At 66.7% G+C, this 23,172-nt stretch carries 16 protein-coding genes and 1 tRNA gene; 10 read left to right on the top strand and 7 right to left on the bottom strand.

Annotation, left to right across the window (positions count from 1 at the left end; translation table 11 throughout):
* Positions 1-4 precede the first annotated feature (4 nt).
* The gene (locus NFC73_RS12830; protein WP_254750768.1) at positions 5-1,186 is read left to right on the top strand and encodes a cation:proton antiporter; all 1,182 of its coding nucleotides are present in this window, start codon (positions 5-7) and stop codon (positions 1,184-1,186) included.
* Between the two features lie 33 nt (positions 1,187-1,219).
* Here the strand turns inward: NFC73_RS12830 and dcd are convergent, their stop codons facing one another.
* Positions 1,220-1,795 (bottom strand): dCTP deaminase, encoded by a 576-nt coding sequence (gene dcd, locus NFC73_RS12825; RefSeq protein WP_104063269.1) that lies wholly within the window; start codon positions 1,793-1,795, stop codon positions 1,220-1,222.
* Between the two features lie 138 nt (positions 1,796-1,933).
* Between dcd and NFC73_RS12820 the strand changes: the two genes are divergently transcribed.
* A complete protein-coding gene (locus NFC73_RS12820) occupies positions 1,934-3,664 on the top strand; it encodes a CAP domain-containing protein (protein ID WP_308292682.1) in 1,731 nt (576 codons plus the stop codon).
* 3 nt (positions 3,665-3,667) lie between these two features.
* Here NFC73_RS12820 and NFC73_RS12815 read toward each other — a convergent pair whose 3' ends face one another.
* A complete protein-coding gene (locus tag NFC73_RS12815; RefSeq protein ID WP_254750766.1) occupies positions 3,668-4,111 on the bottom strand; it encodes an SRPBCC family protein in 444 nt (147 codons plus the stop codon).
* A 252-nt stretch (positions 4,112-4,363) separates the two neighbouring features.
* On the opposite strand from NFC73_RS12815, the gene NFC73_RS12810 reads away from it, so the two are divergent.
* From NFC73_RS12810 to NFC73_RS12800, 3 genes are all read left to right on the top strand, one after another.
* A tRNA-Gly gene (locus NFC73_RS12810) sits at positions 4,364-4,437 on the top strand.
* Positions 4,438-4,587: 150 nt separating this feature from the next.
* Positions 4,588-4,725: a hypothetical protein gene (locus NFC73_RS12805; RefSeq protein WP_167349828.1), complete on the top strand. Its 138-nt coding sequence runs from the start codon at positions 4,588-4,590 to the stop codon at positions 4,723-4,725.
* Positions 4,722-5,876, top strand: a complete 1,155-nt coding sequence (locus tag NFC73_RS12800; RefSeq protein ID WP_254750764.1) for a N(5)-(carboxyethyl)ornithine synthase — start codon at positions 4,722-4,724, stop codon at positions 5,874-5,876. Before NFC73_RS12805 ends, NFC73_RS12800 begins: the two co-directional genes overlap by 4 nt.
* Before the next feature lie 113 nt (positions 5,877-5,989).
* Here NFC73_RS12800 and NFC73_RS12795 read toward each other — a convergent pair whose 3' ends face one another.
* Positions 5,990-7,378, bottom strand: coding sequence for an MFS transporter (locus NFC73_RS12795; protein WP_254750762.1), 1,389 nt, complete (start codon positions 7,376-7,378; stop codon positions 5,990-5,992).
* A 160-nt stretch (positions 7,379-7,538) separates the two neighbouring features.
* Between NFC73_RS12795 and NFC73_RS12790 the strand changes: the two genes are divergently transcribed.
* Positions 7,539-8,393 carry a LysR family transcriptional regulator gene (locus NFC73_RS12790; RefSeq protein ID WP_254750760.1) on the top strand — a complete coding sequence of 285 codons (855 nt, stop codon included), beginning with the start codon at positions 7,539-7,541 and terminating at the stop codon, positions 8,391-8,393.
* Between the two features lie 611 nt (positions 8,394-9,004).
* Here NFC73_RS12790 and NFC73_RS12785 read toward each other — a convergent pair.
* The gene (locus tag NFC73_RS12785; RefSeq protein WP_254750758.1) at positions 9,005-12,520 is read right to left on the bottom strand and encodes a proline dehydrogenase family protein; all 3,516 of its coding nucleotides are present in this window, start codon (positions 12,518-12,520) and stop codon (positions 9,005-9,007) included.
* A gap of 374 nt (positions 12,521-12,894) precedes the next feature.
* Positions 12,895-14,358 carry an amino acid permease gene (locus NFC73_RS12780; protein WP_254750756.1) on the bottom strand — a complete coding sequence of 488 codons (1,464 nt, stop codon included), beginning with the start codon at positions 14,356-14,358 and terminating at the stop codon, positions 12,895-12,897.
* Positions 14,359-14,512: 154 nt separating this feature from the next.
* On the opposite strand from NFC73_RS12780, the gene NFC73_RS12775 reads away from it, so the two are divergent.
* The 4 genes from NFC73_RS12775 (at position 14,513) to NFC73_RS12760 (ending at position 18,133) form a co-directional block, all read left to right on the top strand.
* A complete protein-coding gene (locus NFC73_RS12775) occupies positions 14,513-15,439 on the top strand; it encodes a LysR substrate-binding domain-containing protein (protein WP_254750754.1) in 927 nt (308 codons plus the stop codon).
* Between the two features lie 120 nt (positions 15,440-15,559).
* Positions 15,560-15,985, top strand: coding sequence for an aspartate 1-decarboxylase (panD, locus tag NFC73_RS12770; RefSeq protein WP_254750752.1), 426 nt, complete (start codon positions 15,560-15,562; stop codon positions 15,983-15,985).
* A gap of 51 nt (positions 15,986-16,036) precedes the next feature.
* A complete protein-coding gene (locus tag NFC73_RS12765) occupies positions 16,037-16,963 on the top strand; it encodes an AEC family transporter (protein WP_254750750.1) in 927 nt (308 codons plus the stop codon).
* Positions 16,964-16,984: 21 nt separating this feature from the next.
* Positions 16,985-18,133, top strand: a complete 1,149-nt coding sequence (locus NFC73_RS12760; protein ID WP_254750748.1) for an FAD-dependent oxidoreductase — start codon at positions 16,985-16,987, stop codon at positions 18,131-18,133.
* A gap of 66 nt (positions 18,134-18,199) precedes the next feature.
* On the opposite strand, the gene NFC73_RS12755 is transcribed toward NFC73_RS12760, so the two are convergent.
* Together NFC73_RS12755 and NFC73_RS12750 are read right to left on the bottom strand one after the other, a co-directional pair.
* Positions 18,200-20,839 (bottom strand): trehalase-like domain-containing protein, encoded by a 2,640-nt coding sequence (locus NFC73_RS12755; protein WP_254750746.1) that lies wholly within the window; start codon positions 20,837-20,839, stop codon positions 18,200-18,202.
* 219 nt (positions 20,840-21,058) lie between these two features.
* Positions 21,059-23,167: a hypothetical protein gene (locus tag NFC73_RS12750; RefSeq protein WP_254750744.1), complete on the bottom strand. Its 2,109-nt coding sequence runs from the start codon at positions 23,165-23,167 to the stop codon at positions 21,059-21,061.
* Positions 23,168-23,172 lie beyond the last annotated feature (5 nt).

Genomic DNA, 23,172 nt, shown 5'->3' with positions numbered 1-23,172 from the left:
CGTCATGGACCCGCTGGCCCTGACCCTCATTGAACTGGGGGCCGTTGTGTTCTGCCTTGGCCTCCTGGCCAGGCTGGCCGGACGGATCGGAATGTCACCCATCCCGCTCTACCTCGTTGGCGGACTCGCCTTCGGCGCAGGCGGTGTGGTCAAACTCGAAGGTATGCACGAATTCGCACATCTCTCGGGCGAAATCGGGGTGATCCTGCTGCTGCTTATGCTCGGTTTGGAATATACGGCTGCCGAGCTTTTCACCGGTCTGCGCAGGTCCTGGCAGGCCGGTGTTCTTGACCTGGTGCTGAATTTCCTGCCCGGCGCGGCGCTGGCGCTCCTGCTCGGCTGGGGAACGGTGGGCGCCATGGTTATGGGCGGTGTCACGTACATTTCGTCCTCAGGGATCGCCGCCAAAGTCATCACTGACCTGGGCCGGATCGGTAACCGCGAGACCCCCGTGGTACTGTCCATCCTCGTGTTCGAGGACCTGGCCATGGCTGTGTACCTGCCCATCCTCACCGCCACCCTCGCGGGCGTGAGCTTCCTGGGCGGACTCACCACGGTAGCAATCTCGCTGGCGGTGGTCACCGTCGTGTTAATGGTGGCGCTGCGGCACGGCCACCGTGTATCAAAAGCGGTGCACAGCGAAAACTCCGAAGTATTCCTGCTCAACCTGCTCGGCGCCGCACTCCTGGTGGCCGGCGTCGCGTCAGCCCTGCAGGTTTCGGCCGCAGTGGGCGCATTTATGTTGGGCATCGCGATCTCGGGAGCTACCGCCCACAGCGCCACCCGGATCCTGGAACCGCTGCGGGATCTCTTTGCGGCCATCTTCTTTGTGGCCTTCGGGCTCAACACAGACCCGTCGACGATCCCGCCGGTACTCGGCTGGGCCCTGATCCTGGCGGCCATCACTGCCACGACCAAGATGCTCACGGGAATCTGGGCTGCCAAGCGGGCCGGAATTGCACGCCCGGGCCGCTTCCGTGCAGGCGCCGCCCTGATAGCCCGCGGCGAGTTCTCCATCGTGATCGCCGGCCTGGCCGTGGCGTCGGGCGTGGTCCCGGACGACCTCGCCGCCCTGGCAACCGCCTACGTGCTGATCATGGCCGTCCTCGGGCCGCTGGCCGCGCGTTATGTGGAACCGGTGCTCAAGGCGTTCGGCCGGCCTGTCCGGTTGGCCGCGAAGGCGTAAGCCAAGCACGCTCCCCGCGCCGAGAGGTGCGGCTCAGACCTCGGTGCGGTGGAAGTTCAGGTGGCTGCGGCTGGCTGTCGGCCCGCGCTGGCCCTGGTAGCGGTTGCCGTATTCGCCGGAGCCGTACGGGAACTCGGCAGCAGAGGTCAGCCGGAAAAAGCACAACTGGCCGATCTTCATGCCGGGCCACAGCTTGATGGGCAGCGTGGCCATGTTGGACAGCTCCAGCGTGACGTGGCCAGAAAACCCCGGATCAATGAACCCGGCCGTGGAGTGCGTCAGCAGGCCCAGCCGGCCCAGGGACGACTTGCCCTCCAACCGCGCAGCAATGTCGTCCGGCAACGTGACGGCCTCGTAGGTGGAACCCAGGACAAACTCGCCGGGGTGCAGGATGAACGGCTCACCGCTCTCCACCTCCACAAGCCGCGTCAGCTCGGGCTGCTCTTCGGCGGGGTCGATATGCGCGTACTTATGGTTGTCGAAAAGTCGGAAGAACCGGTCGATCCGCACGTCCACCGAGGATGGCTGGACCATCGCGGGATCGTACGGTTCGAGGACGATCCGTTGGGTGTCTAGTTCGGCACGAATGTCGCGGTCAGAGATCAGCACCGTCCCAAATTACTATGCGTTGTCCACAGCACACACTTTTTCGTTGTTGCTGTCGCCTAGTGGGGCTAATGTGGCCTCAGTATGTCAGCCGCCGGATGGTCTCCCGGTTGGTACAACTAAACTGATCTGGGGTTGGTTTTGAATAAATTTGCGGCGCCCGCCGTTGTGGCCATGTTGTGCGCGCTCGCCCTCGTGTCCCCGGCCGCCGGCATGTATTCCGGCCCGGCGGCGAATGCGCCAGTTCAGGCTGGTGCCTTTGGACCGCGCACGGTCACATTGGGCCCTGCGGGAACCGCGGACGACGACGACGGCGCACCCGACCTTGTGACCGGCACCGGTTCCCCGCTCGCCCCGGCCGTGGAACCGGTGATCACACCGGCGTCACCCGCCGGAGAAGGCACGTCAGGGACCGCAGCGGCGCCGCCGACGGCCACGGTGGCTGCCCACGGGACCACCACGCCCGAACCAGTCGCGCCCGAGCCGCCGTCGCTGCCGCCCCTCTGGGCCCCCGAATCCGAACTGGCCCACAACAAAACCGCGGCTCCCACGCTGTCGGCTCCCACCGCTCCAGCCCCCGCAACGGAATCCCTCACCACCGAATCCCTTGGCACCGAGGCCCTGGTGCCGGACAGCAACACGGCCGCCATCCTCACGGTTTTCACCAAGATCAACGAGTACCGGGCGGCCAATAGCCTGGCACCGGTCAAGTACCACCCCACGGTGGCCGGCATGGCCCAGGAATGGTCCGACAGCATCGCTTCCCGGGATGTCATTGAACACCGCGCCAGCTTCTGGACCGACCCCCGCGCCCTGAACCCGAACAGCGGCGGTGAGGTCATCGCCATCCGCACGGACCGCGACGCGGCGAAGCTGGTGGAGTGGTGGAAGGGCTCTCCCGGCCACAACGCCATGCTGCTCGATCCGCGGTTCAACGTCATGGGCGCCGGGATCTCGTACACGAACAGCCTGTACACGATCTGGGGTGTGGTGAACTTCTTCGGCTACACCACACTGCCCGCCGGCACTGTCACGTCGCCCGGGGGGAGCTCCGCCGGCGGGGGTGCCTTCCCCCCTCCGCCGCCGACCATGTGCGACCCGGCCGTCAAACACATGCCGCCCACCCTGAATCTGGCTAACGCGGCGATCAACAGTGCCGCTGATCTGGTGACCATCAACGCAGCAGGCCAGCTCATCAACCGCCCCTCCACAGGGAACAGGACCTTTGGTGCTGCCAAGGTCATCGGCTCCGGTTTCGGGACGGCCAAGGAAGTGTTCACCACGGACTGGGACCGCGACGGCGCCTACGACCTCCTGACCCAGTGGACCACCGGCAACCTGACCCTGCACCGAGGCATCGCCACCGGCGGTTTCCAGGCGTCGGTCACCCTGGGCAGTGGCGGCTGGGAAACCCTGACGTTGGCCGTCGGCGGCTGGTGCGCCAACAACCGGCTCCCCCAGCTGGTCGCCCTGGAGGGCACCACGCTCTATCTCTACCCGAACGTTGGCCTGGCCGACATGTCCACGCGCACCCAGATAGCGAGCACTGTCTCGGCCAGGAAGCTGAGCATGGTGGATTATGACGCCGACGGCTTCCAGGATCTCCTGGCAATTAGGTCCGATGGCGCTGTGCAGCTTTACCGCGGAGCCGGCACTCCGGCGCCACGCGTCGAAGCCCGGCTCACCGTCGCCACCGGCTGGACAGATGTCACCGGGATCCGTCCGCTGCGCGACGTGACAGCCCTGAACTCCACGGGGGTGGCGCTGCGCCGGGCCAATGACGTGGTGCAATACTGGAACCTGAGCACCGGAACCCTGGCGTCGCCGTCGAACATCACCGGAAACTGGGCGGGCCAGCGGCTGGCGCAGTAGCGCTCAGGCGGCCGTCCGCACTTCCAGGACATCTTTGAGCCGTGCGAGCTGGGACACTTCGGCCCTGATGGTGCGCTGGATGCCGGTGTTCATCAGGCCCAGGAGGCCTTTGGGCTGGTACTCGAGGGCGAACCTGACTCGCGTGCCGGCTGGCTCGGTGCTGAGGTAGTACCCGCCGGTGGGCTGCGAAGGTCCGGAGATCACACGGAATTGGATCTCGGCGCCCGGCCTGGCCTGCGTTATTTCAAAGTCGGCGGGGATCGTCCGTCCTGACCGGCCCGTGGTTGTCTGCCGGTACACAGCGCCCTTGGTTCCGGCGGCCCCGGACATCAAGCCGATGCTGCGGATGCCCCTGCGCCATAGGGGAAGGTTCATTCCGTCCACCAGGAACGCGTACACGGTCATTGCGTCGCAGCGGATAAGCACCTCGTGCTCTGCAAATACCATGGGAGTCCTTAGTTAGCGGCCGGTCAGGTGGTAGCCCGCCCCACCCCCATGACACCGCAGCTAACGGGTTCAGAGTAGCCACTCGGCCCGCCCCGGACCTAGCCACCGACGGCGCCGTTATTGAAGAGTTACTGGATGACGCGGCCGGTAGCGGCCATCCTGGCGAACACGGGTCCAGTGTGTGGTCACGGTTGCTGGCGCGTGATCGCATCTGCGCTAAGCTAAGTTCTGCCCCGCTGAAAACGGGGCGATGCGGCTGTAGCTCAATGGTAGAGCGCTAGCTTCCCAAGCTTGATACGCGGGTCCGATTCCCGTCAGCCGCTCCAATGTTTCTCACCACCGGTTTTCGCACCACGGCAGCTGGCGCGGCGGCGCGGCCACTCCCACTCCATACGGCCATCACCCGGGGGGCTGTTAGGCCCAGCCGTGTATCGTCAGAAGTCAGGAACCTCTTCGGTTCCGCTACAGGAGCAATCATGGCTGACAAGTCCCCGCGTCAAGCAGCATCCAAAAAAGCCGGCAAGTCCATCAAGGAAAAGCGCGCCGACAAGCGGGCCGCCGGTGCGCCGGCCACCTCCCTGGACATCACGTCCAAGGCCGCAAAAAAGAAGTGAGTGGCCAACAGAGCCACCTGACCCTCGGCGTGCTGGCATCCACCCGGAAACCGGACGAACGCCGCCTCCCCATCCACCCCCTGCATTTCGAGCGGATCGCTCCGGAACTGCGCCAGCGCATCATCCTGGAGCAGGGCTATGGTGAGCGCTTCGGCGTCTCGGATGACCAGCTCTCAACCCTCGTGGGCAAAATGGCCACCAAGGAAGCGCTGCTGGCGGAGGCCGACGTCGTACTCCTGCCCAAGCCGCAGCCGGAGGACCTCGCGGAACTGCGCGACGGCCAGATCCTCTGGGGCTGGCCGCACTGTGTCCAGGACCGCGCCATCACCCAGCTGGCCATCGACAAGAAGCTCACGCTCATCGCCTTCGAAGCGATGAACCACTGGGCGAGCGACGGCGGTTTCGGGCTTCACGTGTTCCATAAAAACAACGAGCTGGCCGGCTACTGCTCGGTGCTTCATGCGCTCTCGCTCACCGGCTCCACGGGTGACTACGGCCGCCGGCTCAGTGCCGTGGTGATCGGCTTCGGCGCGACCGCCCGCGGCGCCGTGACCGCGCTGAACGCGCATGGCATCCACGACGTCCAGGTGCTGACCAACCGCGGAGTTGCGGCCGTTGGCGCCCCGATCCACTCGGTCAACATCGTCCAGTTTGATCACGACGACAAGGCCCCCTTCCTCAGCCAGGTCATCACCGAGCGGGGCCGGGTTCCGCTGGCGCCGTTCCTGGCCGAGAGCGACATCGTGGTCAACTGCACGCTGCAGGATCCGAACAATCCGCTGACGTATTTGCGGACTGAGGACCTCGCGGCGTTCAGCCCGGGCAGCCTGATCGTGGACGTTTCGTGCGACGAGGGAATGGGCTTCAGCTGGGCGCGGTCCACCACGTTCGCAGAACCGATGTTTACCATCGGCGACCACATCAACTATTACGCGGTGGACCACAGCCCGTCCTACCTCTGGAATTCCTCCAGCTGGGAGATCAGCCAGGCCCTGCTGCCGTTCCTTGAGACGGTCATCGGCGGCCCCGCGGAGTGGGACGGCAATGAAACCATTTCCCGCGCCATCGAAATCCGCGAAGGTGTGGTCCTCAACAAGGACGTGCTGGAGTTCCAGCAGCGCGGGGCCGAGTACCCGCACCTGCCGGCTTAAGCGGCCGCCGACTTTCAGGCAGCCGCCACCAACCAAAGCGGGGTCACTTAGTGCCCATCCCGGGGGGATTTATGGGCGCTAAGTGACCCCGCGTTTCCGTTAGGCAGGGCCCTTTAGGCCGTGGCCACCCGTCTGACGATCCGCAGCGGGTGGCGGCGGTCCTTGAGGTCCACCCGGAGCGCCAGCGCGCCTTTTCGGGCCAGGACGACGGCGACAGTCACCGCGGCGAGCGCCGGCACCCCGCCGGACACCATGAGTGCCACGTGCGGGTCCACGTGCTCGGCGATCCACCCGAGCATGGGCCCGCCGATGGCCTGCCCGCCGATCAGCACCATGATGTACAGGCTCATGACCCGCCCCCGGATGCCCATGTTGGAGCTGATCTGGACCAGCTGGTTGGAGCCGGTGAGGAACATCAGGCACCAGAACCCGGACAGGACCATCACCACGCTGAACCAGAGCATGGACGGCGCCAAGGCGGCCAGGCACAGCATCAGGCCATACATTCCGGCGCAGAACACCACGGAGCGGAGCCGCAACTGGCGGCGCCGGGTGGACGCGACGGCGCCGGTCAGCGCACCCAGTGCCACCAAGGCGTTCAGCAGGCCATAGCCGCCCGCCCCGACGTCGAACACGTGGTCCGCGAACGCGGCGAGGAGGACCGGCAGGCTCATGGCGAAGACGGAGATGAAGCCGGCCATCAGCCACGGCCAGTAGATGGTGGGCTTGCTGAGCGCGTACTGCAGTCCTTCCCGCAGCATGCCCTTCTTCTTGGGCACGGGGGCGCTGACAAACAGTTGGTCCTTGCGCAGGAGCAGCAGCATGGCCACGGTAGAGCAGCACGCCAGCGCATTCGCGGCGAAGGCCCAGCCGGCGCCGACCGCGGTGAGCAGCAGTCCCGCCACTGCCGGACCGATCAGGCCGCCCAGCTGGAACGTCGTTGAGTTGACACTGATGGCGTTCCGGAGGTATCTGGGGCCAACCAGTTCGTTGACGAACACCTGGCGCGCGGGCTGGTCCAGCACGGTGACCAGGCCCAGCAGCAGCGCGATGAGATACACGTGCCACACTTCGATGGCGCCGGTCAGGGCAAGCGCAGCGAGTGCTGCTGCGAGGACCGCGGCGAGGCTCTGGCACAGGATGAGGATCCGGCGCTTGGCAAACCTGTCCGCCATCATGCCGCCCCACGGCCCCAACAGCAGCGACGGCATGAACTGCAGCGCCACGGTGATGCCCACGGCGGTGACGGAGCCGGACAGTTCCAGCACCAGCCAGTCCTGGGCGATCCGCTGCATCCAGAGGGCGATCACGGCGACAAAGTGCCCGATCGCGAAGATGCGGAAGTTGGGGACTTTCAGGGAGATAAACGTGTGCCGCCAGGGGAGGTGTTCACTGACGACGGCGATGGGTTGGGTCTGGGCGGAGGCGGCGGTAGCGGACGCGGAGGCGGAGTCGATGACGGGCTGGCTGACGGTTGCCGACGTTGGCGGTGGGGGTGCCACAGGGATGTCCTCAGGGAAGCGGGCGGACTGGGATGCTTCCCACGCTAGGCTGGCTCCAGATGATTATGTAGCCCTATCGCATCTATAACTACCATTACAAAACGTAATAACACTCACTCTGACGTGGGTGGACAGTCAGCCCGCAGCAAAGGAGTCCACTGTGTACGAACCCGCCCAGCTCCGTTCGTTCCTGGCCGTAGCCGAGACGCTCAGCTTTACCAAGGCCGCGGAGCGCCTGGGCCTGGCACAGCCCACCGTCAGCCAGCATGTCCGCAAGCTGGAAACGGCGGCGAAGCGCATTCTCATCAGCAGGGACACCCGCGATGTCCGGCTCACGGACAACGGTGACGCGATGGCCGGCTTCGCCCGCACCATCCTTTCGGCCCATGATGCCGCCACCCGTTACTTCTCCGGCTCGGCCATGCGGGGCCGGCTGCGGTTCGGCACGGCGGACGACCTGGCCATCACCGGTCTCCCCCGGATCCTTCGGGAGTTCCGCCAGGTCTATCCGCAGATCAACCTGGAGCTCACCGTTGGCCAGAGCGACCAGCTTTACAAGAAGCTCAGCGCCGGCCAGCTGGACCTGGTGTTTGTGAAGTGGGTGGCTGGCGTCAAGGACGGCACCGTGGTCCAGCACGACACCTTTTCCTGGGTGGGGCTGGAACAGACGTCACTGGAGCCCGGGCATCCCGTACCGCTGATCTCCTACCCCTCCCCCAGCCTCAGCCGGAAGCTGGCCATCGATGCACTGGAATCAAGCGGCCGGACCTGGCGGATCACGTGCACGACCCGGCAGATCAGTGGTGTCCTGGCGGCACTCCGGGCAGGCATCGGCGTGGCTGTGATGCCGACGTCGCTGGTTCCCGAAGACCTCAAGATCATCACCCGCCGGTTCGACCTGCCTCCAGTGGGCGATGTGGATTTCACCCTGATCCGGAACCCGCTGGCCAACGCCGAAGTGATCGATGCGCTGACCCAGACCATCGTCGGGCGGACGCTCAAGAAGTCGGTATGACCGAATTTGCCGCAGGAATCAGGGCTGGAAGCGAACCATTGAAGTAAAAGCCCGCCTCGCCTATGCTGGAATATCCATGGGTCAAGCAGTGGCCGGTTCAACACTACGAGTGCGCCCTGCAGCCCATGATGCGGCCGCACTCGGGATAGGCAGCCAATGACGACAGCCGAGAACACCCATTTACACACTGTACATACCCAGCGACACAGCACCGTACGGCCGCTGGCCAGTCATCATTCCAGCCATAACGCCGGCATTTCGCGGGCGGCCGAGTACATCGGCAAGCCCACATGCGACAAATGTGGCACGGATGAATTCATCTATCTCGAGTCCTACATTCCTCCGGTTTACCGGCGTGACGGGGCGGTCAGGACACTGGGCGAAGTCGCCTACACCTGCACCCGTTGCGAAGATTTTTCTGCCCACAATGTTCCTGCATCGTGGACTCCTCCAGGCTGGTACCTGGGCTAATTTAGGTACGGTCTCCCGGCTCGCTCCGGCTTAACCGAGCGCAGCCACCTGATCACCAATCAACTATTCAATAGCGAAGGCCCGGCACCCGCCCCGATGGCGGCCACCGGGCCTTTCGTTTTGTTGGGTTCCGGCCCGCCCTAGATCAGCTCATCGGAGAGGTGGTTCGGGGTGCCGAAGCGGTGGGCCGTGATGCTGATGGCCTGCTCGTGCAGGAACGGAAGCAGCTCTACCCGTCCGGCTTCGGTGACTGCGTGGGCGTAGATCGCCAGGTCAGGACGCCCGCCTGTGGCCTGCGCCAGGGCGGTGGCGTCGCCGCCGATCAGGCGGATCCGCGCGCCGGACAGTTTGCCCGCCGCGGCGAGGCGTGCCGCCGAAGCCAGCCAGCCGGCGTCGGACTCCACGGTGACCGTGATGTCCAGCCCGGTGAGCACGGCGCGCAGCTGTGCGGGAAGTTCGACGGCGGTGGACACGGTCAGTGCCGAGCCGGACAGGACACCGGCCGCCACGGTCCGCACGAGGTGGGCCAGCGGGGCACCTTCGGAGAGCCGCACGGTGACCGGCAGCGCACGGTAGCGGAAGATGTTCCGTTCCGCGCTCAGGCCGGAAACGTCCTTGGCGGTGCCGAACTCGTCGGCCCAGGCCAGGGCATCGGACCCGAGGGAGCGCTGCAGCGTCTCAATCTCGGCCGGCTGCAGTTCGCCTGCGACGGCGTTCTGGATGCGGCCCACGCCCGCGTTGGTGACGGCTCGCGTGGCTGAGGCGTCCGCGCTGACCCAGTCGCCGAGGCCGGCGAGGTAGTTGGGTCCGCCGGCCTTGGTGCCCGCGCCGACGGCGGATTTCTTCCAGCCGCCGAACGGCTGGCGCTGCACGATGGCGCCGGTGATGCCGCGGTTGACGTAGAGATTGCCGGCCTGAATGGAGTCCAGCCAGGTGCCGAGCTCGTCCGGGTTCAGCGAGTGCAGGCCGGCGGTGAGGCCGTACTCGACCTGGTTCTGGATGGCGATGGCCTCCTCGAGCGTGTCAGCGGTCATGACGCCGAGGACCGGTCCGAAGAATTCGGTGAGGTGGAAGTAGGATCCGCGGCGGACGCCGTGGCGGACCCCCGGGCTCCAGAGCCGGCCGGTCTCGTCCAGCTTGCGCGGTTCAACGGCCCAGCTTTCGCCTTCGCCGAGAGTGGTGAGCGCGTTCAGGAGCTTGCCGTTGGCGGGCTCGATGATGGGGCCCATCTGGCTGGTGGGGTCCTCCGGGTAACCCACCTTCAGCGAGGTGACGGCGTCGACCAGCTGGTTGTGGAAGCGCTTGGACTTGGCAACGGAGCCCACCAGGATCACCAGTGATGCTGCCGAGCACTTCTGGCCGGCATGGCCGAACGCGGAATACGCCACGTCCTTGGCGGCCAGGTCCAGGTCAGCGCTGGGTGTGACGATGATGGCGTTCTTGCCGCTGGTTTCGGCCAGCAACGGCAGGTCCTTGCGGAAGGAGCGGAAGAGCTCCGCGGTCTCGTAGCCGCCGGTGAGGATCACGCGGTCCACGGCGGGGTGGGAGATCAGCTGCTGCCCGAGTTCTCGCTCGCCGAGCTGGACCATGGTCAGCACGTCGCGCGGGACGCCGGCTTCCCAGAGTGCTTCGATCATCACGGCACCGCTGCGGCGGGCCTGCTTCGCGGGTTTGATCACGACGGCGGAGCCCGCGGCGAGTGCCGCGAGGGTGGACCCTGCAGGGATGGCCACCGGGAAGTTCCACGGCGGGGTCACCACGGTGAGTTTGGCCGGGACGAAGGTGGCGCCGTCGACTCTGTCCAGCTTCCGGGCAGACTCTGCGTAGTAATGCGCGAAGTCCACGGCTTCGCTGACCTCGGGATCTCCCTGGTCGATGGTCTTGCCGGTTTCGCTGGCCATGACCTCCAGGAGGTCGGCGCGGCGGGCCTCAAGGACGTCGCCGGCGCGGTGCAGGATCTCGGCACGCTCGTCGCCGGACAGGGCGCCCCAGGCCTTGCCCTTCCCGACGGCCGTGGCGATGACGGTGTTGAGGGTATCCGCGTCACTGATGGTGGCGGCGTCGACGGCGGCGTTGCCCAGCGTGGAGGACGGGACACGGTCCAGGATGGCCCGGCCCCAAGTGCGGTTGGCGGGCAGCGACGGGTCGGTGTCCGGGGTGTTCGCGAACGTGTCCCGCGGCAGGGGCTGCGGCGGGAGGCTGCGGTTCTGCTGCCGGTTGGCCGGGGGGACCTCGTCGTCGAGCGTGTCCAGGGAGGCGAGGAAGCGCTGCTTCTCGCGCTCGAAGAGCACTTCGTTTTCACTGAGCTCAAACACGGCGGACATGAAGTTGTCCTGGCTGGCGCCCTCTTCGAGGCGGCGGATCAGGTAGGCGATGGCGACATCGAACTCGGCCGGGTGCACCACCGGGGTGTACAGCAGCAGCGAGCCGACGTCCTTCTTGACGGCTTCGGCCTGGCCCTGCGCCATGCCCAGCAGCATCTCGAATTCGATGCCGGACTCCACTCCGCGCTGCTTCGCGAGCAGCCAGGCGAAGGCGATGTCGAAGAGGTTGTGGCCGGCGACGCCGATCCGAACGTTGTTGATCCGGTCCCGGTGCAGCGCATAGTTGATGACGCGCTTGTAGTTGGTGTCCGAGTCCTGCTTCGTGTGCCAGGTGGCCAGCGGCCAGTCGTGCAGGGAGGACTCCACGTGTTCCATGGGCAGGTTGGCGCCCTTGACCACGCGGACCTTGATCGCGGCGCCGCCGTCGGCGCGGCGTTCGGCGGCCCAGTCCTGCAAACGGATCATGGCGGAAAGGGCGTCCGGGAGGTAGGCCTGCAGCACGATGCCGGCCTCCAGGTTCTTGAACTCGGGCTTATCCAGGATCCGGGTGAACACCGCGATGGTCATGTCCAGGTCCTTGTATTCCTCCATGTCCAGGTTGATGAACTTGGCCTTCTTCGCCGCGCCAGCACCTGACGCCGTGCCAGCACCTGACGCCGCGCCCGCGAAGGAGGCGGCTTTGGAGAACAGCGGCGTGAGCTTGTCCACGACGTGCTCCACGGCCTCGTCGAACGCCCACGCGGAGTGCGGGGCCACGGTGGAGGAAACCTTGATGGAGACGTAGTCCACGTCCGGTCGGGCCAGGAGTGTGTGGGTTCCCGCGAGCCGGCGGGAAGCCTCGTGCTCGCCCAGGACGGCCTCGCCGAGGAGGTTCACGTTGAGCTTGATGCCGTCCTTGCGGATCTTGGCGATGGCCGGGCCCAGCTTGGCGTCGGTGGCGTCGACGATCAGGTGGCCCACCATTTCGCGGAGCACGCGGCGGGCGATCGGGATGACCACCTGCGGCAGGACCGGTGCCATGGTGCCGCCGAGCCGGACGGCGCTGCGCATGTACCAGGGCAGGAACGCCGGGACCTTGGGCGCCAGGGCGGCGAGGTTGCGGGCAGCGACGTGGAGGTCTTCGGGGCGGATCACGCCGTCCACGAAACCAACGGTGAAGTCCAGGCCGTTCGGGTCCTTCAGCACACCGGCAAGCTGCTCGGCCGACGCATCAACGGGAACTTTCGAAGCCTCGGTCAGCCAGCGGCGCACCAGGGTAATGGTGTCCGCCGCGAGGGCACGGGCCTGCGGGACGTCTGTCTGTCCGGCGGCTTCCGTTGCAGTGTGAGTCATGATTTGCTCGTTCTTTCCTTGGTCTGGAAGGGGTCTCATTCATCAGTATGAGCTTGCAGTCACATAAGATAAAGCGACGTTTTCTGAGCAATACAGGTTAGAAAACTCAATGATTCGAAATCCCGTCCGAATGGTCAGGAAATCCCCGCTTTCGGGGGGCAACCCTCTCTCACTTAACGCGGGTTTTTGGGCAACCATCTCGCGGTCCCCCAGTAGCGGACGAACCCTCCCCCACACAATGTGAGAGAGGGTTCGTCGTTCGCGCCGAAAGGTGAGAGAGCGTTTGGTAAAAACGTGCAGTAAGTGAGAGAGCGTCCGGGGGCGGGCCGGAATCGGTGGGGTAGTGGGCGGGTGGACGCCCGGGAGGCCCGGGGTCAGGTGAGGGGGCGGTGCATCTCCACGATCTCCTCGTGCCGCGGGCTGTCCGGGTTCATCAGGGAGTGCTTGCGGCCGTAGAAGAAGTAGATGGCCAGGCCGATAACCAGCCAGACGCCGAAGCGCATCCAGGTCTCCCAGTGCAGCTGGAACATGAGGAAGGCGGACGCCAGCACGCCGAAGGCCGGAATAACGGGCATCAGGGGCAGGCGGAAGGTGCGCGGGGCGTCCGGCTTCTTGTAGCGGAACACGATCACGGCGAAGCAGACGACGACGAACGCGGCCAGGATGCCAATATTCGTGAGGTCCGCGACGGCCTTGATGGGGAACACGCCGGCCAGCAGGGCGGAGGCGACGCCGGCAATCCAGGTGACGCGCTGCGGGGTTCCGTGCCGGTCCGTCTTGGCGAACCAGCCTGGCAGCAGGCCATCGCGGCTCATGGAGAACCAGACACGTGTGACACCCAGGAGGAAGGTCAGCATCACCGTAAGGATGGACAGGACGGCGAAAACCGAAATGATGGTGGCGATGACGGGCAGACCCACGCCGGTGAAGGCGGAAGCGAAGCCGGCCGTGGGGTCGATGTCCTTGTAGTTCTGCATGCCGGTCAGGACGAGGGTGGCAGCGACGTAGAGCAGCATGGCGATGATCAGCGAGAGGATGATGGCCTTCGGCATGTGCTTCTTGCCGTCCGTGGCCTCTTCCGCCGCGGTACTCATGGCGTCGTACCCGAACACCGCGAAGAAGACGGTCGCGGCACCGGCCAGGACCGGCCCGAAGCCGCTGGGCATAAACGGGTTGTAGTTGTTGGTGTCGATGTAGAAGACGCCCAGGCCGATGATAAAGAGGATCAGGATGACCTTGATGGCCACGGCTACGAGTTCAAACCGGCCGAATGCCTTGGTGCCGCGGGACAGGATCCAGGTCACCAGGAGGCAGACGACGATGGCGGGAATGTTGACGATGCCGCCCTTGCCCTCATCCGGCGTGGACGTCATCCAGACAGGCATGTTAACGCCGATTCCCGACAGGAAGGCGTCGAAGTACCCCGAAATGCCAATGGCCACCACGGCCACAATGGCAATGTATTCGAGCAGCAGGTCCCAGCCGATGAACCATCCAATCACCTCACCCAGGGCAACGTAGCCATAGGTGTAGGCGGACCCTGCGCGCGGAATCATGCCTGCAAACTCGGCGTAGGACAGGGCCGCCGCGGCGGATGCGAGACCAGCAACAAGGAACGAGATCAGCACCGCTGGCCCCACCCCCGGGTTTCCTGCACTGCCCGCCGCCACCAGGCCCGCGAGGGAGAAGATTCCGACGCCGATGATGCCGCCGACACCAATGGCGGTGAGCTGCCAGAGCCCGAGGGACTTGAACAGCCCGCTGTGCTTGTTTTCTTCTTCGATATCGTCGATGGGCTTGCGCCGCATAATCGACTGGGACATATCTCTTGTACTCATCGGGAACTCCTGCGTGGGGTGCGGCCCCATCGCGGCGCCCCGGCGAGGGGCTGTGACGGGGGTAACTCAGGTACACCAGTATGCAAGCGCAATTGCGTTAGATAAAGTGACTACTTCTAACCTATATTCATTAGATTCATCAAGGAATGTGGCCATGCTCGATGTCCGGCGCCTGCGGCTTCTCCGCGAACTGAAGATCCGAGGCACCCTGGCGGAGGTGGCGGAGGCTCTGCAGTACAGCCCGTCGTCGGTCTCCCAGCAGCTTGCGCTGCTGGAAAAGGAAGTGGGAGTGGAGCTGCTCCGGAAGACGGGGCGGCGCGTGCAGCTGACGCCCCAGGCCGAAGTCCTGGTGGCGCACACCGCCCAGCTGCTCGAAACCCTGGAGCAGGCGGAGGCGGACCTGGCGGCGTCGCTGACCACCGTCACGGGCACGGTACGGATTGCGGTGTTCCAGTCTGCCGCCCTGGCGCTGATGCCGGACACACTCTCGCGGATGACGGCGGAGTACCCGGAGGTCCGCATCGAAATGATCCAGCGCGAACCCGAAACGGCCCTTCATGAGACGTGGGCCCGCGATTTTGACCTGGTCATCGCCGAACAGTATCCGGGCCACGCCGCCCCGCGGTACCCGGAGCTGGACCGCATCAAGCTGACCACTGACGCGATCCGGCTGGCCGTTCCGCCGGCGGATTCCAGCCGGCCGCCCGTCACGTCGCTGGAAGATACTGCCGCGCTGCCCTGGGTGATGGAGCCGCGCGGCGCAGCCTCCCGGCATTGGGCGGAGCAGGCCTGCCGGAGTGCCGGATTCGAGCCCGATGTGCGCTTCGAAACAGCGGACCTGCAGGCGCAGATCAGGCTGATTGAGTCCGGGAATGCCGTGGGGCTGATGCCGGACCTGGTCTGGACGGGGCGGGGCACCACCGCCCGGCTGCTGGATCTGCCGGGGCATCCGCGCCGCACCGTGTTCACCTCGGTGCGGCGCGCCAGCGCGCAGCGGCCCGCCATCCTCGCCGCCCGCGAGACGCTCGCGGCCACTGCCATCTCGGTAGCAAGGACGGACGACGGCGGCGCATCCGGGTAGGTGCCCGATCGCCTGGTCGTTTGCCGGGCAGGCGGGTAACAGGAAGAGGCAAACAGCCTCCGGCGGCATGTTCAGTGCGTCACAGCGCGATCCGGGCGCCAACGCTAGACTGGGCGGGTTATGAATCGCACAATGTTCAAGTCCAAAATCCACCGGGCCACCGTCACGCATGCCGACCTGCACTACGTAGGATCGGTCACCGTTGACCTGGACCTGCTGGACGCTGCCGATATCCTTCCCGGCGAACTCGTGGCCATCGTGGACGTGACCAACGGTTCGCGCCTGGAGACCTACACCATCGCCGGCGAGCGCGGCTCCGGTGTCATCGGCATCAACGGGGCAGCAGCCCACCTGATGCACGAGAACGACATTGTCATCCTCATCACCTATGCCCAGATGACCACGGAAGAGGCCCATGCCTACACCCCGAAGGTCATCCATGTGGATAAGGACAACAAGATTGTCCAGATCGGTAACGACCCCGCTGAGTGCCACACGCCGGGCCTGATGCGCCCGCCGTTCGCCCTGAACAACGCCGCCCTGTAGCCGGAGCGTGAGTCCGGGCAGACACCGCCGCCGCAGCCTCGGAGGCTTTTCGTGGTAGGCGTGCTGCAGGGCTTCTTTGTTGTCTGGTTCATCATCATGGTGGGCTGGTTTGTGGGCCGCCAGCGGATCCTTGGCGAGAACGCCCGCCAGGTCCTCAGTGGCCTGACCTTCTTTGTGGCCAGCCCTGCGCTCCTCTTCGAGACCCTCAGCAAGGCGCAGCTGCGGGAAGTCTTCGCGGAACCGTTGCTGGTCACGGCTGTGTCCGCCGTCTGCACGGCCCTTGTCTTCTTCAGCATCGTGAAGTTCCTCCTGAAGCGCGCGTTGCCGGAAGCACTGATGTCCTCGATGGCCGCTTCCCTGGCCAACTCCGCGAACCTTGGCATCCCCATCGCGGTCTACGTCCTGGGCGACGCCAGCTATGTGGCGCCGCTGCTGATCTTCCAGCTGGCGTTCTTCACCCCGATTTTCCTGATGATCCTGGATGCCAGCACCAGCTCGCACCGGACCACGCCCTGGGGATTCATCCTGATGATCCTGCGGAACCCGATGATTGTTGGCTCCGGCCTGGGCCTGCTGGTGGCGGGGACCGGTTGGGAGGTTCCCCCGCTGCTCCTGGAGCCGATCCACCTCATCGGCGGCGCCGCGATTCCGGCCATGCTGATCGCCTTCGGCATGAGCCTGAACGGCAGCCGGCCATTGCAGGCCGCCGCCGGCAGACGCCTGGACACCCTCCTGGCCAGTGCCTTCAAACTGGTGGTCCAGCCGGCCATCGCCTACGTTTTTGCCCGCTTTGCCGTGGGGCTCGACGGCCCGGCCCTGTTCGCGGCCGTGGTGGTGGCGTCCCTCCCCACCGCGCAGAACGTTTTTGTTGCCGCCAGCCGCTACCAGACCGGTCTTACCGTGGCCAAGGACACCGTCCTGATCACCACGGTGGTGGCGGTACCCGCTATGATCGGCGTCGCCCTGCTGCTGAACTGAAAGTCTGACCTGAGGAGCCACATGGGAACAATCCTGGACACTGTTGTGATCGGCGGCGGAGCAATGGGCTCCGCGGCGGCCTGGGTTTTGGCCCGCCGCGGCCGCCAGGTCACGCTGCTGGAACAGTTCGGCCCCGGCCACCACAACGGCGCGTCGCACGGCAGCACCCGCAACCTGAACCCGGGCTACCACCGGCCGGAGTACGTGGCCATGCTGGCCGAGGGGCTGGCGCTCTGGGAGGAACTCGAGCAGGACAGCGGCGAACTGCTGCTCACGCGCACGGGGATCGTCAACCATGGCCCTGATCCCCGGCTCGCGCTGGTACAGGCGGCGCTCACCGAGGCAGGCATCCGGGCAGAGTCCGTGAGGCCGGAGGAGGCCGCCGAGCGGTGGCGCGGCATCCGCTTTGACCAGCAGGTCCTTTACATGCCCGACGGCGGCCAGCTGAACCCCGAGGCGGCGCTCCCCGTCTTCCAGCGGCTCGCCGCAGCCCGCGGCGCCGAGATCCGGCACCACACCAAGGTGGTGGAGCTGAAAATCATGGACGACGGCGTCCGGCTCACCCTTGAGACGGGCGGCACTGAAGGAACCGGAAACACAGAGGTGGTCACCGCCGCGCAGGCAGTGGTGACGGCCGGCGGCTGGACGGAGAAGCTGCTGTCCGGCGCGGCCGGAAGCGGCAAGCTCAGGATTCCCCGGCTCACCGTGACCCAGGAGCAGCCGGCACACTTTCGCGTCGCCGATCAAGGGGCGGTGTGGCCCGGCTTCAACCACACGCCGGGACCCGGACCTGCGTACAAGGACTGGTACTCGCCCGTCTATGGGATGCAGACTCCGGGCGAAGGCATCAAGGCCGGCTGGCACGGCGTCGGTCCCGTGGTGGATCCGGACCGGCGGTCCTTCCTCCCCGAGCCGGTCCAGCTCGCGGCCCTGCAGGATTATGCCCGGACCTGGCTGCCAGGGGTGGACGCAGATTCATTCGAGGCCATCAGCTGCACGTACACCACCACGCCGGACGAGGACTTCATCCTCGACCGGATCGGTCCGGTGGTCATCGGCGCCGGCTTCTCCGGGCACGGCTTCAAGTTCACTCCCGTGGTGGGACGGATCCTCGCGGACCTGGCCACCGGGACCCGGTCCGCCCCGCAGATCTTCTCAGCGGCCCGCTGACACAACAGCGCGAACGAGCAGTTGGGGCCCTCCCGACAGGGCCTAAAGTGTCCGGTTCGCGCCGGGCTACGTCCTTTTGGCCTCCGGCTTGTGCCGGTCCAGGACCCGGGCGCAGCGGATGAACCCCAGGTGCGAGTACGCCTGCGGGTGGTTCCCCAGGTGCGTCTCCGTGCTGGGATCGTATTCTTCGGGCAGCAGGCCGGTGGGGCCGAAGAGGTTCACCAGCTGGTCGAACAGGTCCCAGGCCTCCTCGATCCTGCCCACCGCCACGTACGCCTCAATCAGCCAGGTGGTGCAGATGTGGAAGCCGCCCTCCAAACCCGGCAGGCCGTCGTCGTACCTGTACCGGAACACGGTGGGGCCCACCCGCAGTTCCCTTTCCACGGCGGTGACGGTGTCCAGGAACCGCTGGTCCGTGACATCCAGCAGGCCGGAGAGCCCGATGTGGAGGACGGCTGCATCCAGGTCGGGGCTGTCGTAGGCCACGGTGTAGGACGCGGCCGAATCATCCCAGCCTTCGCGCAGGACTTCCTCCCGGATGATCCGGGCCGTGGGTTCCCACGACGGATCCGGCGTCCTGCCGTGCCGGTCGGCGGTCCGCAGTGCGCGGTCCAGCGTCACCCAGCACATCACCTTGGTGTAGACGTGGTGCCGCGGCGGCCGCCGGGCTTCCCAGATGCCGTGGTCAGGCTCGTGCCACCGGGCCAGGACGGCGGCCGCCATCTGCACCAACAGGTCCCAGTGGCCGTCCTCGAGGCCACCGGTCCGTGAGCTGACGCCGTGGATCAGCTCAGCCACCGGCCCGAAGACATCCAGCTGGACCTGGTGGTCCGCGGCGTTGCCGATCCGCACCGGCCGGGACCCCGCATACCCGGGCAGGCTGTCGATGACGGCCTCCGTGGACAGCGGCGCCCCCGTCACCGAGTACAGCGGATGCAGCCATTCCGGGCCCGGTGCATGGTCAAGGATCCGGCCCAGCCAGCTGAGGAACCCGGCCGCCTCCGCCGTGGAACCCAGGTCCACCAGCGCGTTCACCGTCATGGAACCATCCCGCAGCCAGCAGTACCGGTAATCCCAGTTTCGTGTGCCGCCGATTCCTTCGGGCAGGGACGTGGTGGGCGCGGCCAGCACGGCGCCCGTGGGCTCGTGCACGAGGGCGCGGAGAACCAGCGCTGAGCGGCGGACGAGCGATGGCTTCACCGAGGGCAGCTCCAGTTCCTGCACCCAGCGGCGGGAGTGGAGCGCCACGCCCGCCCGCCGGTCCGTCTCCCCGCGGGGGTCCGCCAACGCAGGCTCGGTGTCGCCGCAGCGCAGGTTGAGGACCACCGGCCCGTCCTGGAGGTTGACAGACGCAGTGGCCGTGGCGTGGAGGCCGTCCGAGGTGATGGTGAAGCTGACGCCCGGGGCAAACAGGAAAATGGGATCGGAGGTCCCCACCACATGGAGTTCATCGCCGCGGGCCTCCATGCTGAACGGCGCGTTGGCGTAATCCGGCCGGGGCGCGAAGACGATCTTGGCGCCGCCGGTGCCGGACAGCACCCGGACCAGGCTGGTGATCCCTTCCGGTGCCGGCTCCAGGTAGTCCGTGACGGTGACGTCCGCCCAGCGCGTCTCCACGATCATGGTGCTGTCCACGTAGCGCTGGCCCAGAACCTGCGAGGCCTTGAGCGGCTCTACGGAGAAGTGCCCGGCGGCGTCCCCGCCCAGGATGTGGGCGAACAGGGATCCCGAATCCGGGAGCGGGTGGCTCATCCAGCAGACCTTGGCATCCGGCGTGACCAAAGCGGTGGAGGATCCGTTGCCGATCATCGTGTGGCGCTCAAGCCCCACGGCGTCCTCGCCGAAAAGCCAGGCCCGCCGCAGCTCGAACAGGAGGGCCAGGACGCGGGCGAAGGATTCCGGATCCCGCAGCCGGTGGGACGCGCGGGTCTCCCCCGGCCCCACTCGCAACCCCAGGTCCGGGCCGCGGAGCGTGGCGATGGCCAGTTCGTCGCTGTGCGCGTCCCCGGCGTACAGCGCGGCACTCGCGCCCAACCGGGACCGGAGGTTTTCCAGGGCGTCCGCCTTGGCCGGTTCCGTTACCGAGAGGTCCAGGACGGAGCCGTCCACGATGAAGAACAGCCCATGGGCTTTGGCGATCTCCCGCGCCGTTTCCGTCACCACCTGCACCACCGCCGGTGAGGCCGGCCGGGTGTGCACGGACACGGCCACCGGCTTCCGTTCGATCCAGATGCCCTCCTGGAAACCCACGGCCTCAGTCAGCGCCGTGCCTACCCTGTGGAGCGTGGCTTCGGTGGCGAGGTCCTGGACATGGGCGAAGGCCATGTCCGACTCCGCGCCGTGCGAGCCGATGAGATGCACCTCCGCGGGCAGCCGTGACACAGCGGCGAGGTCACGCAGCGAGCGCCCCGAGATGACGGCGGCATGGGTGTTGGGCAGGGCGGCCAGGGCGCGGAGCGCGATCGCGGCGCTCCCCAGCGGAAGGGTCTCGGTGGAGATTCCCTCAGCGTCGCACAGTGTTCCGCCGTAGTTGCAGGCCACCAGCAGCCCGGGGACACGGGCGAGGACCTTCAGTTCAGCCAGGAGCTTGGGCGTGAAACCTTCGTCTGCCAGGTCCGACTGGATGAACGTCCGTAGCAGGCCCAGGGGCAGCGATCTGGTCAGCAGGGCGGAATCCGCCACGCTCTGGTTCAACGGCGTAGCCATGCATGCACTCCTTCAGCAGAGCCTGGCCCGGAAAGGCCGGAGGGGCCGCATCCCATTTTTCCGCCCGGCGGTTTCGCCCGAATGTCCCGGCTATTGCCACCGTGTAACGTCCGACGACGGCGCCCCACCGCGCAGATCCGCGGCAGGGCGCCGTCGTGCTTTCCAGAAGCGTGCAGGGCCTGACGCTGGTCCGTTGGTACCAGCGTCAGCCCGCCAAGGTCACCCGGCGGTCAGCGTCACCATTGTGAAGCCACCCGGGGCCACCGTGACGCGTCCGGACGTGGTGCCGGCGCTGCCGTTGGAGTCCTTGACCGGCCGGCCGGCGGAGTCGTATTGGCGCTGGACCAGCACAAACCCTTCCGGCACGCTGACCTGCTGCACGGTAACGGATTTGGCCGCGCTGACGTACAGCGTGGAGTGGCCGCCCGAACCGGAGACCCGCACCGTGGAGATCAGCGGCTGGACCAGGAGTGCGTCCAGTGCCGCGTGGCCGTCGGTGCCCCCGGTGACCGAAGTCAGTCCAGCAGCCAGTGAGCGCCTCAGCGCGACCGGGATGAGGATGCCGGGGGCGTCGGTAATGCCCTGCGCCCCTGCCCCGCCGTTGGCCGTGGTGCCCAGCGGCCCCTTGGCCGAGGTCCATGTGGTGGTGCCCGAGGGCGCAATTGCCTGGTTCACGATGGGGAAGATGTTGCTGGGCTGGTCCGTTGCCGGCAACGGGATGGAGAGGCTTCCGCCGGCGTTCAGGTCAACATATGCCCCGCCGGATATATTCGCTTCGCCGGTCCAGGACGACGGCGGCCGCACCACGGTGCCGCTGCCTGTGATGGTGCCGGCCTCGGCTTCCACCACGCTGAGTCCGTTGGTCCCCTCGGTCACGCTGATCCCCAGGGCCTTGGCCCGGAGGGCCGGGTCGGCGTCGAGGGCCAGCATGGTGAGCAGGGCGTGGATGGTGGATTCGGCGCCGGAGTTGGGGTTGATCCGGCCGTCCGTTTCGATCCCGTCGATGGCCGTGCCGGTGGCCGGGTTGTAGGCGGGGGCGCCGTTGGGGTTGGCGCCGAAGAACCAGCCGGCAGCGATGGCGGCCACGTCCAGGAGGCCCGGTGCGTCAGAGGCTTCCGCCGTCGCCACGAGGCTTTGGACACGTGAGTCAACGCCGTAGGCAATCTGCGCCTCGCCGGGAGTGGGGCTCCATGCGTTGTCCGGCCCGCCGGCGGCGAGCAGCTGCGGCGTGAACTGGGCGGTGTCCTTGACGGCTGCCGTCAGCAGGTCTGGCCGGTCCAGGACGGTGGAGGCCGTGGCGACGGCGGCCGGGGCCATGCCGCCCCAGGCATGCCAGAGGCTCTGCGACTTGTTCCACGGCATGATCGCGCCGAACGGCCACTGAGTGAGCGACCCGGACGACATCGCGGCCACGCCCTCACTCAGCTGGGACAAGGCCGTGGCGGCCACGGCATCTGACGGAACGGCCTCCACATACGCGGCCAGGCCCAGCACTGCCTCGGCCGAGGCATCCGCCCCGCCGGCAATGAGCCAGGCCGGAACCTGGACGCCGTCGGCGGTGTCGAACGTGCCGTACTTGGCGAGGGACTGGCGGTTCAGGGCACCCAGGGACAGGTGCAGCCGGTCCTGCAGGAACGCGGCGAACTCCGGATCGGACTCCGCAAACCCTGCGAAGCCTTCGCCCAGGGCCCACACCGTCCGGGCCAGCCAGTAGGACTCCGCGGAGTCGGACGGATCCGGCAGTTCCACGGGAATGGCGCTGGGGTTGAGGCTGCCGTCCGTCTGCTGCCAGAGGACCACGTTGCCGGCGTTCGGGCCGTCCACCGTCTGCAGGTACGTGAGGGCACGAAGGTTCTGGAACGCGTGCTCCTTGCTCGCCAGGTCGCCCGTCTGCTTCCAGTGCCGCAGGTAAACGACGGCGGTGCGGGCGATATCGTCCGCGTTGTAGGCACCCTGGGTCCAGTAGCCCGTGGCCGGGTCCAGGTTCCCGCCGCCCACCCTGTCATAGCTGCCGTCGTCGTTCTTGTCGGCGTAGGTCCAGGGCGCTTCGGCCGTGGGATCCTGCTCCAGCTGGTATGTGGTGTGCCCCGGCACCGTAGCCAACGGCACCGTGTCCAGCAGGAAGTCCAAGTGGTCCAGGTTGGTCAGGCTGCCACCCTCAGCCAGGGCAGGCGCCAGGCCAGTTCCCGCCGGCGCGGTGAGCGCACTGGCGGACGACGGCGGCGCGGCAGGTGCCGCCGTGGCGGCACCTGCCTGCAGCGAAACAGCAAGCATGGAGACGGCCACGGCCGTCACCACCGGACGCGTGGCCTTCCGTGAATACGTCACCGGGC

Origin of the sequence: Pseudarthrobacter humi, from assembly GCF_024294965.1 — a bacterium.
In the GTDB taxonomy this organism is placed as follows: Bacteria; Actinomycetota; Actinomycetes; order Actinomycetales; family Micrococcaceae; genus Arthrobacter; species Arthrobacter humi.
This window is presented reverse-complemented; position numbering and strand designations above follow the sequence as displayed.